The sequence below is a fragment of the Halorhodospira sp. 9621 genome, assembly GCF_022228055.1.
In the GTDB taxonomy this organism is placed as follows: Bacteria; Pseudomonadota; Gammaproteobacteria; order Nitrococcales; family Halorhodospiraceae; genus Halorhodospira; species Halorhodospira halophila_A.
Map to the genome: position 1 here is coordinate 1 of NZ_JAJNRD010000037.1, position 13,499 is coordinate 13,499.

Annotated in this window: 8 protein-coding genes; 4 read left to right on the forward strand and 4 right to left on the reverse strand. The window is 62.2% G+C overall.

Annotated elements, in window-relative coordinates; genetic code table 11:
• Window positions 1-1,353: PAS domain-containing protein (locus tag LRF89_RS12020; RefSeq protein ID WP_238637200.1), on the reverse strand; the 1,353-nt coding region annotated here is incomplete at its 3' end.
• A gap of 234 nt (window positions 1,354-1,587) precedes the next feature.
• On the opposite strand from LRF89_RS12020, the gene LRF89_RS12025 reads away from it, so the two are divergent.
• A complete protein-coding gene (locus tag LRF89_RS12025) occupies window positions 1,588-3,678 on the forward strand; it encodes a putative bifunctional diguanylate cyclase/phosphodiesterase (RefSeq protein ID WP_238637201.1) in 2,091 nt (696 codons plus the stop codon).
• 1,474 nt (window positions 3,679-5,152) lie between these two features.
• On the opposite strand, the gene LRF89_RS12030 is transcribed toward LRF89_RS12025, so the two are convergent.
• Window positions 5,153-5,719, reverse strand: a complete 567-nt coding sequence (locus LRF89_RS12030; RefSeq protein ID WP_238637202.1) for a hypothetical protein — start codon at window positions 5,717-5,719, stop codon at window positions 5,153-5,155.
• A gap of 203 nt (window positions 5,720-5,922) precedes the next feature.
• Between LRF89_RS12030 and LRF89_RS12035 the strand changes: the two genes are divergently transcribed.
• Window positions 5,923-6,300 (forward strand): hypothetical protein, encoded by a 378-nt coding sequence (locus tag LRF89_RS12035; RefSeq protein WP_238637203.1) that lies wholly within the window; start codon window positions 5,923-5,925, stop codon window positions 6,298-6,300.
• A gap of 214 nt (window positions 6,301-6,514) precedes the next feature.
• Here the strand turns inward: LRF89_RS12035 and LRF89_RS12040 are convergent, their stop codons facing one another.
• Window positions 6,515-8,257 carry a single-stranded-DNA-specific exonuclease RecJ gene (locus LRF89_RS12040; protein WP_238637204.1) on the reverse strand — a complete coding sequence of 581 codons (1,743 nt, stop codon included), beginning with the start codon at window positions 8,255-8,257 and terminating at the stop codon, window positions 6,515-6,517.
• A gap of 50 nt (window positions 8,258-8,307) precedes the next feature.
• Entirely contained in the window at window positions 8,308-8,655 is a 348-nt protein-coding gene (locus LRF89_RS12045; protein WP_238634849.1) for a hypothetical protein, read from the reverse strand.
• A gap of 846 nt (window positions 8,656-9,501) precedes the next feature.
• Here LRF89_RS12045 and LRF89_RS12050 point away from each other — a divergent pair.
• Window positions 9,502-10,998, forward strand: a complete 1,497-nt coding sequence (locus LRF89_RS12050; protein ID WP_238637205.1) for a PP2C family protein-serine/threonine phosphatase — start codon at window positions 9,502-9,504, stop codon at window positions 10,996-10,998.
• Window positions 10,999-11,208: 210 nt separating this feature from the next.
• Window positions 11,209-13,401, forward strand: coding sequence for an SF1B family DNA helicase RecD2 (gene recD2, locus LRF89_RS12055; protein WP_238637206.1), 2,193 nt, complete (start codon window positions 11,209-11,211; stop codon window positions 13,399-13,401).
• Window positions 13,402-13,499 lie beyond the last annotated feature (98 nt).

Below are 13,499 nucleotides of genomic sequence, written 5' to 3' on the forward strand. Positions count from 1 at the left end.
GTCAGTCGTCAGGTCGTAGTCCCAGATGCCGATGTTGGCGGCCGAGGTCGCCAGGTGCAGGCGCTGCGAGAGCTCCTCCTGCCTGCGCTGTGTGTCCTTCTCGGCGGTGATATCCCGCCCGGTGCCACGGAAACCGGTCAGGTGGCCCTCTTCATCCAGAATGGGCAGGCCGCTGATCCGCTGGTAGACGAGGCTGCCATCCGGGCGCAGGGAGGCGTGCTCCAGCCCTTGCCAGGAGCTCTTCTCATCGGCCCAGGCCTTCAGCAGGCCGCGTACCCGCTCGGCTTCGTCATCCGGCATGAAGTCGAAAGGCGAGTGCCCGATGATCGCCTCGACCGGGCGGCCCAATAGAGGCTCCGCCGGCGAGGTGATGAACGTGTAGTGGCCTTGCTGATCGATTTCCCAGATGTATTCCCCCGCCGCCAGGGCCACGTCCCGAAGCCGCCGCTCGCTCTCGGCAAGCGCACGCTCGGCCTCCTTGGTCTGCTGGATGTCGACATGCGTGCCGACCATGTAACCCGGCGAGCCATCGGCTGCTCGGCGCAGGGTCTGGCCTCGGTTCTGCACCCAGAGCCAGCTGCCATCGGCACACCGGTAGCGGAACTCGATGGTAAACGGGGATCCATCGGCGAGGTGGCGTTCGAAAACGGGGAGGATGCGCTCGAGATCCTGCGGGTGGACGAGAGCCTGCCACTGCGCGTAGGTGAGCGCGCCCTGTTGCTCGGGATCGAAGCCGAGCATGCGCCAGCAGGCGGCATCCCAGATCGCCCGGTCGGCCTCAACGTCCCAGTCCCACACCCCGAAGCCGGCGGCCTGCTGAGCCATCAGCAGGCGCTGTTGCTGGATTGATTCCTCCGGCAGGTCGGCACGCTCACCGGATCCCGGTGCGACCTCGCTGCTCTGCGGTGTTTGTGGAGGTGGCCAGGAGTGGCTCACCGGCTCGGTGACATCGTACTCCACGGCGAGCACGTGGGTGGGCGTGCCCGCGGCATCGCACTCCATCTGGCCGACGGAGCGTAGATGCCGGATGTCCCCATCCGGGCGCTGGATACGGAAGGTCAGATCCCAGGGAGCGTGGTGATCGAACGCCTTGCAGTAGCAAGCCTCCACCCGTGCCCAATCCTCCGGGTGAACATGCTCACGCCAGAGCGCCTCCGTCCTGGGAGCATGATCAGCGGATGCTTCTGTGCCCGGACGACCATAGAGCGCGAGGAGTTGGGCATCCGCCGTGGCGCGGCCCGAGGCGAGATCCAAACGCCAGAAGCCAGCCCCCAAGGCTTCGCGCAGCAGACTGAGTTGGGTCTGCGCATCGGATGGCCCGTCTTCCGGCGCCTGTTCTCTGAGCTTGTCCACCCGTTCTTTGACCTTGCGCGTGGTGATAAGACCAATCGGCAGAGTACCCCATCCAGCGAAAAACCACAAAAAACGGGCCTTTATAGGGGCGCCGTGCGGCATGGCCTGGAGGCAATTAGGTGCTGGACTGGGCTGTCCCGGCAAGGCAGTTGTTGTGCCCTAGCTTTACAACCGGATGTTGGTTGTGATTTTTTTATCAACATGGAAAGCAGGTTTTGGGCGGGGGTGGGGCAAGTGGCCAGCGAGACTTGGCTTCGCGCCTTAGGCGATGGTTCTTTGCGGTCACCCTCGGTTGGCCTGCTCCTGGTTGATGCGCACAACCGCATCACCCCGCTTAATCCGGCGGGATGGGAGTTCGTCGGTCGCGGGAGTGACGTGCCGGTTGCGGGAAGCCAGCTGGCCTGGCGATTGCAGGGCACGCGGAAAGATCCTGCCCCGGTGTGGCCTTGGGAGCGGCTTCTGAGCAACGCTCCGACGGAAAAGGTTATCGAAGAGAGCCTGTACGTCCTGTGTCCGGAACACCAATCCCGTGTGCTCTACTGCTGCGCTGCCAGGCGCGATGGCCAAGGCGGAGCGGAGCCGGAGGTTGTGGTTGCTATCGACGATCAAACAGCGCGCTGCGCTGCCGAATGGGAGCATCAGCTGCTTCTCGAGTTTCTTGAGGCGCTGCCGGACTACATCGGGATTGCGGAAGCCAATGGCCGTCTTCTGTACCACAACGAAGCTATGCGTAACGCGCAAGGGCGCGTCGGCAAGGAAGAATCGTTTTCGGTGCGGCTTGTTGAGGCACATGGTCCCGAGAGCCTGCAATGCCTCCTGAATGAGGCGATCCCGACGGCTGAGCAGACTGGTCTATGGCTCGGCCAAACGCGCCTCAAGCACCAGGGTCTGGGGACCGAACTCCCGGTGGAGCAGTTGGTGATCGCCCACCGCGATGAGCAGGGCGCAGTGGTGCGCTACTCCACCCTGATGCGCGACCTCTCTGAGCGGCACGCACACGAATCGGAGATCGAGCGGCTGCTTTACCGGGATCCGATCACCGGATTGCCCAACCGCATGCTCTTCCATGACCGAATCGAGCAAGCTCAAATTCTTCAGGGCCAGGACGAACCCTGGCTGGCCGTGATTGTCTGCGATCTCAGAGGTTTCGCCTCGATCAACGGCAGCCGGGGGCAGGACTTCGGTGATCAAGTACTCGCAGCGATCGGTGCGCGACTGCGCGAGCTGTTGCCTCAAACGGCCACGATCGGTCGGCTCGGTGGAGATCAGTTCGGGGTTTTACTGCCCCAGCTGCGCAGCAGTCAGGCGGCGGTAGACTTCGTCGAGCGCATCGTCGGGAAGGTCGGTGACCCGCTTGAGGTCTCGGGTGAGCCGGTTCAGGTTAGCTTGCGGGCAGGGATCACGCTCACGGCTTCTTCGCTAGAGTCCGCCTATGCACTCATGGATCAGGCCGATGCCGCACGGCGGGAATCGAAACAAAGCGGATCGCGCTATCAGTTTTTCCGTGATGAGTTCACCAAACGGGCGCGGGAGCAGGTGGATTTGAGCACCAAACTGCGCGGGGCACTGGATGCAGGTGATCTGGCGGTGCATTACCAGCCACAGGTAAATCTGCGAACCGGTAGGTTGCTCGGTGTCGAGGCTTTGGTCCGCTGGCACCATCCGGAAGAGGGCTGGATCTCGCCTGGGCGGTTTATCCCGGTCGCTGAATGGGCAGGGCTGATCCGGCGCGTAGGCGAGCAAGTGCTCGATAGGGCCGGTGAGCAATACCGCATCTGGAGTGAGCAGGGGGGCGCGCCAGGTTGGCTGGCAGTGAACCTGGCTGCGCCGCAGATGGAAGTGCCCGGCTGGAGCGATGAGCTGCTGGCGCAACTTGCCCGCATCGGGATGGCGCCGGAGGCGCTCGAGTTGGAGATCACCGAGAGTCTTATGGTTGAGCCCTCCGCGACGATCATCAGCGAGTTGACCTTCCTGCGTGAACACGGGGTGCGGGTGGCCGTGGACGACTTCGGCACCGGCTACTCATCGCTCCATTACCTGACTCAGCTCCCTGTTGATCGGGTCAAGATCGACCGCTCGTTTGTGGCAGATATGGCCGAGTGCCGGCGCAAAGCAGCTGTTGTCGAATCGATCGTGACACTGGGTGAGCGCCTCGGCATGGACGTGTTGGCTGAGGGGATCGAGACGGAGGCTCAGCGATCGGCACTGCTCGGTGCCGGATGCCGGCAGGGTCAGGGGTTCCTTTTCAGTGCTGCCGTTCCCGGCGAAGATTTCCAGTCATCATGGAGAGAGTGCGCCCGATCAGCAACCGGCACTTGGCAGTAGAGTGGGTGCCAGCCAAAGCCAGCACTCGTATCAGGCGTTGGTCAGCCTAGAGTTACAACGTGATGCTACGAATACCACGCCGTGATCCCATGGCGCGCCTCGGGACGCCGGTTGAGCCCGGTTCCAGGCCCTGCCTCCCATGCTCATTCACCCCCCCCCCCCTTCCTCCTGGAGGGGAACCCAAAGACTCCAACAAAAGAAAGTCAACGACCCTTCTTGAGCCACGCACCCAGACCGCTTTTCGCAAGATAGAGCCACCACACTCAGGCGACAGAACCAAGCGTTCGCAGACTCCCCAACACACCGTTCGCACACCCCCCCAACACCAATCGTTCGCAAAGCCACCGCATCCGTGCAAAAAACAGCGTTCGCAAGCCGCGTTCGCAAGCCATCGTTCGCAGCGTTCGCATGCAAAACCACACCCCATCCCAACGCTCCCACAAAGAGAAAACCCGACCTCACATCCACCCCTGAGGGCACCCCGGATAGAGGTCCCCGCCAGGAAGAAGGGGGGGGGCAGAAAACCACCCACAGAACCGCCGTAAGGACGCAGCGCGCCGCATCCTTCAAAGGCCCCGCAGGGGGTTTAAGAGCCATCAGCGCCGGAGAATGAAGGGGTCCTCAGATTTTCATTCCCAATCCCTCAGAAAACATTCGCCAAACCCCGCCGAGCCACGACACAACGCCACCGCCACCAACCCTCCCGCGCCCCCACGCTCAGGCTCATCCATAACCCATCCAAGCCATCGCTCATAACCCCAAGATCCCTCAGCCCATAAGCGCAACGCAGCCCAGGTATTGATGGCCCCAAAAGGGGTTCAATAGCCGCCGGCGCTCAGAGTGAAGTTGCCCTCAGATATCCATTCCAATCCCTCAGAGAGCAGTTGCAAGAACCCCGGCACGAAAATCGAACCCAGGCACCACGCAAAATGCGCCGAATACCCCGAAGATAGACACGCAATTATCAAGATCAGGCCCTCAGCGGGAGGATGCAACGCGCCCGGAGATTCACCACAATAAATAGGGTTTACCGGTCGCCAGAAACGGAGAGTGAAGTTGCCCTCATATTCCCATTCCAAATCCCTCAGAGAATAGTCGCACCCCCGCCGAAAACCCCTAGCCGCCAGCACAGCTACCCACGCCTACAACCCACAGGCGCTCGGCCCGGAGAGTGAAGTCGCTCTCAGAGGGGTCTCAAATCGATCGCAGCAGTCAGAGCGAAGGTGCCCCCGGGTGGAGAGAGAAGTTGCTTTCAGGAGGGATCTGGAGAGCTCTCAGAGGTGCCGGTAGGCGGGGGAGAGAGGAGCCGCCGTGAGGGGGGTTCAGCGCAGGGTCGAGTGAAGGTGTTTTGGGGGTGTTTCCAGGAGCACAAAGCTACCCATCTTCGGTGGGGGCGCTAACCTTAGAAATAAATCATCGCGAACCTTGGTCAAGCGCCCCCACCTGAGATGGGGTTCATTCCGGCCCTTTGGCTCTAGCTATTTCCGTGGATCGGCGTGACCTTCTCGCCCTGGTACGCAGAGGGGTGGTCAGCCCGGAATTGCTCCTGCCCCTTGATCAGATCCTCGAGGTCATCCTGAGGCAGCAGCACGGTGCCCTTGGCCTTCTCGTACATCCGCACGAACGCGACCTTGGCATCGGTGTGTCCCTCTTCATAGAACTCAGCCGGGAACAGCGGGCCCATCTCTTCGTCCTGAGCAATAAACCGCAGGGCCCGATCCAAATCCTGCTCGGCCGAGCGATCTGCGGGCGAGAAGAAATCCGGCGGGATCTGGTCAGCCAGGATCATCGCACCAATCGGTGAAATGCCGAGATAATGGGCGATCCGGCGAATCACATTCGTGCTGATCTTGTCGCCCGTGATTCGTCCAGCGCGCAGGTGGGTAAAATACCCATGAGAAACGCCGAATCTGTCTGCGAGAACGGCATGGTCATCGCCACGAGTGCTCGCCTCATCAAAAAGCATGCGAACCAAAGCATAACCTGGTTCCGTGGTATCAATAGACAGGCCGATGCCGCGCTTGCGATTTTGCTTGCTCACAGATTGCTCCCGTTTGCTTGAGAAGTGGAAAATGTTCACATGAAAAAGTATCTGCTAGAGTCGAGAAAAAATCAAGGGAAGTCCGAAGAGGGTTAGCGATAGATTGCACGCCGAATTGCTTTTTAATGATGGTCCTTCACCTCCTGTCATCATCTGAGTTATGGAAATTTCATAGTTGATCATAAAACATCCTGGTGTTTTCGATGCTTCCCGATGCCATCAGCAGGCGACGAAGAACGTCACTGAATGACGAGACAGATGCCATGCAAACATGCCCCTCGAACACCGACCCCGCCAGCACGCACCAGGCGAGCGCGAACGATTTCGCGCGCCACGCGAACGGGTTTGCGAAAAGCTTCGGTTTTGCCGCGAACACTTTCGCGAACGGGGCTGCGAACCGGCCATCCCGAGAGGTGGGCTCATGGAGCTTCGCTGCTGAGAAGCGCTCACTTTTTGCACGGCTCACTCGGGCTGTTCGCGCCGGGCAGCTTGGGCTGCTTACACCCCACTCCAGCCATCTGCTCGCGGAGCAGGATGAAGCGGCGCATGCGCATCGATCGCTCTCCGTTGAGGTGGCCTGAACGGAGATCCTGCGCCCGGATGGTGCATCGTGCGCTGAGCTCAGCTACGGAGAGGTCTGCACCTTCTGGGATCACGTGGTGATCCGCGGAGGGCGCCTGAATCCGGCGCCGGCCGTGCTGCGCCAGAGGCTGCTCGGACATCCTGTCGAGTCCGCCGGCAGTGAACCCAGGGGTCGCGGTCCCACAAGCCGTTGCCCCTGGGCGGGGCATGCCGTTACGCAACCTCGGTGATCTCCTCAATGGAGCCGATGGCAAGGACCTGCAGTTGAAGCCGCTCCCGACCCTCGTGCCGGGCAACACGCAGCCGATAGACCATCCGCACGGTCTGGCCGACTTGGGCGGCCATGCTTTGCGGGCAATAACGGTGGATGGCCTCGACCTGATGCTTTGTGGGCTCGGACGTGCCGGCTGGGATCAAGGTGTAGAGCGTATGCTCGTCTGCGGCCCCGGCGGGGCGCTGATTGACCACGAGAAAGCGGGAGTCGAAAGTTGGCTCTTCAAACCCATCGCCCCATGGGCCGCCGGCCTCCACAGCCAGAGCCAGGGCAAGCGAGAGCCCCTCAAGGCCCGGGTCGCTATCGGAGTAGATGAGCGGTGCGGCGAGTTCGCCATCCACCTGCTCGGCAACGGCCTCTTCAAAGCGATCGGCCAGCCGTGGCCGATTCCAGTGGTCGGCGGTCAGCTCCACTTGGTTGCGTAGTTGCCGGTGATCGATCAGTACCCGTCTGCCCTGGTGCTGGAGCGTATCGAAGGCATCGCAAAGGTCGAACGGACTCATGGAGTACGCAGCGCCTTGGAGCCAGCCTCCAACCGAGGTAAGCGCGATCACCGGCCGATGGAGTCTCTCGGCAAGCCGCCCGGCCAGGGTGCTCATCATCGACTCCGGCCAGTGCTCGGCATAGACGGTAGCCGAGAGTTGCGTGGGGTCGTCCAGCTGCTCCATGGCTTCCTCAAACATGCTCTGCTCGAGGGCCGTGGCGCGTGCATAGCTGTCATCGAGGTCCCGGGCCAGCGTCTTGGCCAGTTCCTCGTCCTCGCTCAGAAGGCAGTCGATCACAAGGTGAGGATCGCCAAGGTGGAATCCGGCGCTGATACGAGGGTGGATCTCTTCACTTAGATCCGCAGAGCTCGCCGAGAACATCGGGCGCTGGGCAACGTCAAAAAGGGCTTGAAGGCCGGGGCAGGCGAGCCCGGCTCCGATGATCCTCAGGCCGCTGCCTGCGAAATGCCGGTTGCACGGGTCAAGTGGCATCTTCGCGGCGATCGTTGCTGTGGCCACGATATCGAGCAGCCAGCGCGCCTCGTAGTCTCCGGCCGGGTGCTCGCGGTGATGAGCCAGCGCGCGGAGCGCGGAAACGATGGAGAAGGCAACGGCGGCGCCGCACAGGTGCTGGGCCGGGAACGTGTTCTCGGGCAGGGTAGGATTAACGATAGCCACGGCATCTGGCCTCGTTCCGCTGGGGTGGTGGTAGTCCGAGATGATGACCTCGGCGCCCCGATCGCGAGCATGCGCCACGCCTTCGCTGGAGCCGGTGCCGTGGTCGATGGCGACGATCAGATGCGGTGCGTGATCCTCGAAAGCCTGGTCGACCATCTGCCGGCTCAGGCCGAACCGCTCGCGCTTTGAGCTCTGCAGGTAGTAACGGACATCCATCCCCATGCCCCGGAGTCCGCGATAGGCTACGGCCAAGGAACAGGCGGCGCCCGGGGCACAGTCCGCGATGAGCGCGACCCGCTCGCCATTGTTGAGAGCCAGGAACAGCCTCTGCGTTGCCGGGATCAGCCCCGGGAGGCCCTCGGGGCTCGGCAGTTTATTGATGTCGTACTCGAGCTGTGTGGCCTCGCGGACGCCGCGCCGAGCATAAGCTTCGGCCAGGAGCGGCGGGCCGATCGTGCGTTGAAGCCGCTCGAAAGAGAGTTCATCAAGGAGTTCCCTGCGGATGATCCTGGGGCTCATGGCCACCTCCGTTTTCTGCACTGTGCGTTCTACTGTTGGTTGAGAAGCGCTTAAGCGCGCCCGGCGGCCATGAAGCTTGTGCCATCCAGGGCCCGGAAAGAGCGCGGCGGGGGCAAGTTGTCCGGGGCGAGCTCATCGAGCCAGCTCTCGAGACAGTGCTGCAGCTGCGGGTCGATGATGGTCTGCAGGACTCGGGCATGGAGGCGCTGGCGAGCCTCGTAGGCAGAGCCTGTTGGATACGATTGGAGTTCCCGTTGGAGCCAGACGTAAACGGCCATGTAGCCTTCCGGCGTTTCAGGTTCAAAGCCCAGGTGCAGGGCAAGTAGCTCGCCGAAGAAACGATCCAGGGTGATGCGCAGGCGGCCCTGGTCGGCGGTTCGGAGGTTGTAAGTGTTCATCCAGATCCTGCTCCTGTGGTCATGGCCGAAATCACGCCGGCGAGAGGGGCTGCGTATCAGAGGTATCCGCTCACGATTTCGCCTTGTTTCGATTTGATGTGCCCGTTTATTTAAGGTAATCCGAGTTTTTTGATCTGGCAAGAAAAAAAGAGCGCAGAGGTTCCGGGCGATGTCCAAAGTGTGATCAGAGAGGTTGACTCTGGGGTGATCGAAACAATGTTTGGCAAACTGCGTTGGGATCTCAACGGTGGCGCTTGCGCGCCTTGAACAAGGAAAAGGCACGCCACGGAACCTCGCCGTTTGCCGCGTTGTGGAAGCGTTGGAAGCCGCGGGAATTCAGATCATTGAAAATGATCCGGCGGGCGATACATGAATCGGGTTGAGGTTAGGACAGGAGGGTCGCGCAATTTCGGCGTTGAGAAGAGGGCGCACTGCGGGTGATTGGATCACTTAGCCTCCGGCTCGGAGGAACCCCAAAGTGCTGGTAGGATGGGGCGTTTTGGAGGGTGGCGTCGGGCGGAGCTGCGAAGTGGCTCACTGGTTTTTGAGCTGGCCGGCGCACGCATTTTTCCAGAGAAGGTTCTGTGTGCCGCGCGTCAGGGCGCCTGGGGACTGAGCCCAGCGGTCGGGATCTGGCGCGCCATCAGTGTCCAGCGGCTGCGCTGGCCTGATAGCTGGATGTCCACAGAGAGGTAAAGGAGAGCAGCTCACGGTGCCGCTGCTTCTGGTTAGGGAGTGAACGTACTGAAAACGCTTCGCCGATTCCGCAAGAGGTTGAGTCTACGGGCCTTGTTGGCCTTGGTCGTGATCCTGGTCGCTCTGGGTACCCTCTCAGGGACCGCTGCGGTGAGTCTGTTCATCTACGAGAACCTTCTACGAGATCAGGCACAGCGCACTGCAGAGGTGACCGCCGAGCATACTTTCAGCTCGATGTTCCAGGTCATGCGTCGCGGTTGGGGGCGGGAGGATCTGGAAGAGTACATCGGGGCGCTGGAGCAGACCTACGAAGAAAGTCCGCTCTGGGTTCAGCTTTACCGTGGTGAGCTGGTTGACGAGCTCTATGGCCGCGTTGACGGCTCGGTGGAGCCGGATCCGGTCGTTGATCAGGCCTTTAGCACGGGTGAGGCTCAGCGCCGCAGCGATGGGGGGCAGCAGCGCCACGTGATGCCCGTCGAGGCACGCAGCGAGTGTCTGGATTGTCATACCAATGCCGAAGTTGGCGAGGTTCTCGGGGTCGTCGGGGTCACGCAGGATCTCGACCCGGTGCTCAGTGAGGCTCGCACCGGCTATGCATGGCTGTTTTTCACCGTTGTCCCTCTGGCCCTTCTCGCGGGTGCGGGTGCGGCCCACTGGGTGAATCTGCGCCTGACCCACTCACTGGAACGCTTTAGTGCTCAGGTCGAGCAGGTCAATGCCGTTCGGGATCTTGAGAGTTTCCAGCCGAAAGCGATCAACCTAGGTTTCTTAGAGCTGAACCGGGTCATGCACCAGGTTGATGCGCTCATTCGACGGCTGCGGTCGGTGGCGGCGGACAAAGCGATTCTCGATGCCCACCAGCGCCAGCTGGAAGAGCAGCAGGAGAGTGCTCAGCGGATCATCACGCGGGCAACATCCTCCGATGCCCGGCAAGCGCCCGGCGTGCGGTTTTGCTATCAGCCGGCGGCGATGCTCGGTGGGGATGTGTTCCTCGCCGAGCGCCGGGGTGATGGGGTGCTCGTCCTGCTTCTTGGAGACTTTACCGGCCACGGGATCGACTCTGCGGTGGGCGTGCCTGCACTGGCGACCCTTTTCTATGACATGGTCAGGCGCGGGGTGGATAGCAACACGGTGCTCGAGACGATCAATGAGCAGCTCTACCGCAACCTGCCGCCGGAAATCTTCCTCGCGGCGACTCTGTTTGAGGTCGATTGTCGTAACCAGCGTCTGGGGGTCTGGAACGCCGGGATGCCGCGGGCATGGCTTGTTGGCCCGGAAGGGATCGAGGAAAGGCTGGATCCCAGAGGGCTGCCGCTGGCTGCCGTGCCGAGCGGGACGGTGGAGAACCGGCGGCTGGTTGACTACCCGCTCTCTGCGGGCTTGCACCTGATCGCCTGTTCCGATGGATTGCTTGAGATCGAATCCGCCTCTGGGGAGCAGTTCGGAGAGGGCAATGCGGAGGCCACGCTCGAGCGGGTGCCGCCGGAAGAGGCCTTCGATGCACTGTGTAGCGATGTGACCGCATGGCGTGGTGCCGGTGAGGTTCGTGATGACGTGACCCTGCTGGATGTGTCCTTTGATGAGCTTTTCTCGGGGGCAGTTGATGGGTGTCCGGGGTACGCAAAACGGCCGGCTGATGATGGGTGACGCTTGTTCGAAGGAAGCTGGAGCGGAGTTGATGCCGGCCTGATCTGAGCGCTGAGAGCCCCGGACTCGGCGGGTTATCGGGCCGAGCCGCGCGGCTGAACCCGCTCTCCTTGGCGGGGCGGGGCTTGGAAATGGCACAAAACAGGCCGCAGGACCTCGGCTGGCTCTTGGCCGCGGTGGGCGAGGAAGATGGAGAGCATGGACTGACCGATGGGCCAATCGGCTCCGGAAACGCAGCCCCACCGCGAGGTGCTCGCCGGCTCGGTTGAGCGGGTGACCTACCACAACGCGGAAAACGGCTTCTGCGTGCTGCGCGTCAAGGCGCGCGGGCAGAGGGATCTGGTCACCGTGATCGGGCATGCGGCCAATGTCTCCGCGGGCGAGTGGGTGACCGCTTCCGGCGAGTGGTTCAACGACCGAAAGCACGGGGTGCAGTTCAAGGCTCAATTCCTGCGCGCATCCGCGCCGAGTTCTGCCGAGGGCATCGAGAAGTTCCTTGGCTCCGGGATGATCAAGGGCATCGGCCCGGTTTACGGCAAGAAGCTCGTGGAGGCCTTCGGCGAGGCCGTCTTCGAGGTCATCGAGAACACGCCCGAGCGGCTTCAGGAGATCGAGGGCATCGGTCCTAAGCGCGCCGAGCGCATCTGCTCGGGCTGGGCCGATCAGAAGGTCATCCGCGAGATCATGATGTTTCTCCATAGTCACGGGGTGGGGACCGCCCGGGCCGTGCGCATCTACAAGACCTACGGGGTGGATGCGGTGGAGAAGATGTCGGAGAACCCTTATCGGCTGGCCCGGGACATCCGCGGTATCGGGTTCAAGACCGCCGATGCCATCGCCATGCGCCTGGGCATTGAGCCGGATGCACTCATTCGGCTGCGCGCCGGCATTGCCTTCGCCTTGCTCGAGGCCACGGATCAGGGCCACTGCGGTCTGCCGGTCGGCGAACTCCTACCGAAAGCCTCTGAGCTGCTGGAGGTGGATGAGGAGCGTCTTCAGGAGGCGCTGGCGCTGGAGATTGACGAGGGCGAGGTGATTGAAGCGCCGCTGGGGGATAAGCGCTGTGTCTTTCTCGCTGCGCTCTTCCGTGCCGAGGAGGTGATCGCCGAGCGGCTGCGCCAGATCTGCGTGGGCGCGCCGAACTGGCCCGAGATCGATGCCGATAAGGCGCTGCCCTGGGTGGAGGCCAAAACCGGGCTCTCGTTGGCCGAGCAGCAGTCGCAGGCCGTGCGCCAGGCGCTCCAGAGCAAGGTGACCGTGATCACCGGCGGCCCGGGCGTGGGGAAGACCACGCTGGTCAATAGCATCCTCGCCATCCTTGCTGCCAAGGGAGTCGAGATGCTCCTGTGCGCTCCGACCGGCCGGGCGGCCAAGCGTATGAGCGAGACCTCCGGGCGGGAGGCGACCACCATCCATCGGATGCTGGAGATCGACCCAAGTCACGGTGGTTTCAAACGAAACGAGGACAATCCCCTAGAGTGCGACCTGCTCGTGCTCGATGAGGCCTCGATGGTCGATGTGCGGCTGATGCAGTCGGTGTTGCGGGCGATGCCGGATTATGCAGCACTTCTGATCGTCGGTGATATCGATCAGCTCCCATCGGTGGGGCCGGGCCAAGTCCTGGCTGATGTAATCCAGTCCGAGGCGGTCCCGGTGGTGCGCCTGACCGAGGTCTTCCGCCAGGCTGCGCGCAGCCAGATCATCACCAACGCGCACCGGGTCAACCAGGGCCAGATCCCCAACCTTGATCCGCCGGGAGGTGAGTCGGACTTCTATTTCGTCCCGGCCGCCGAGCCTGAAGAGGCGGGGACGAAGATCCTGGAGCTGGTCAAAAACCGCATCCCCGGGCGCTTCGGGTTCGACCCGATCGATGGTATTCAGGTGCTATGCCCGATGAATCGCGGTGGCGTGGGCGCGCGCTCACTGAATCTGGAGCTTCAGAAGGTGCTCAATCCCGCCGAGGGGCAGCCGGCGGTAGAGCGTTTCGGCTGGCGCTTTGCCCCCGGCGATAAGGTCATGCAGACGCAGAACGACCACGAAAAGGAGGTCTACAACGGGGACATGGGCCGGATCGAGTCCGTGGATCCGGATGAGGAGGAGGTGGCCATCGACTTTGAGGGGCGCTCGGTGGCCTATGGCTTTGGCGAACTCGATCAGGTCGTCCCCGGCTTTGCAGCGACCATTCACAAGTCCCAGGGCTCGGAGTACCCGGCGGTGGTCATCCCGGTGCTCACCCAGCACTATCCGATGCTCCAGCGCAACCTGCTCTACACCGGCATCACGCGAGGCCGCGAGCTGGTGGTTCTGGTTGGCCAGCCCAAGGCAGTGGCCATGGCGGCGCGCAATGCCTCGAGCCGCAAGCGCTATACAAGGCTGCGCGATCTATTGCGTCTTCCGGCGTGACGGAGCCCCGTGTAGAGTTACTAACAGTCGAGAAAGTGTTGCCAGTATGTGGTAGCCTGCCTAGATGAAATGTAAACGTTCGAACGATGGCCGCGCGA

Excerpts from the sequence above, each read along its gene's own strand:
- LRF89_RS12045 (WP_238634849.1), bottom strand. The coding sequence starts at position 8,655 with ATGAACACTTACAACCTCCGAACCGCCGACCAGGGCCGCCTGCGCATC.
- recD2 (WP_238637206.1), top strand. The coding sequence starts at position 11,209 with ATGGGCCAATCGGCTCCGGAAACGCAGCCCCACCGCGAGGTGCTCGCC.
- LRF89_RS12035 (WP_238637203.1), top strand. The coding sequence starts at position 5,923 with ATGCTTCCCGATGCCATCAGCAGGCGACGAAGAACGTCACTGAATGAC.
- LRF89_RS12040 (WP_238637204.1), bottom strand. The coding sequence starts at position 8,257 with ATGAGCCCCAGGATCATCCGCAGGGAACTCCTTGATGAACTCTCTTTC.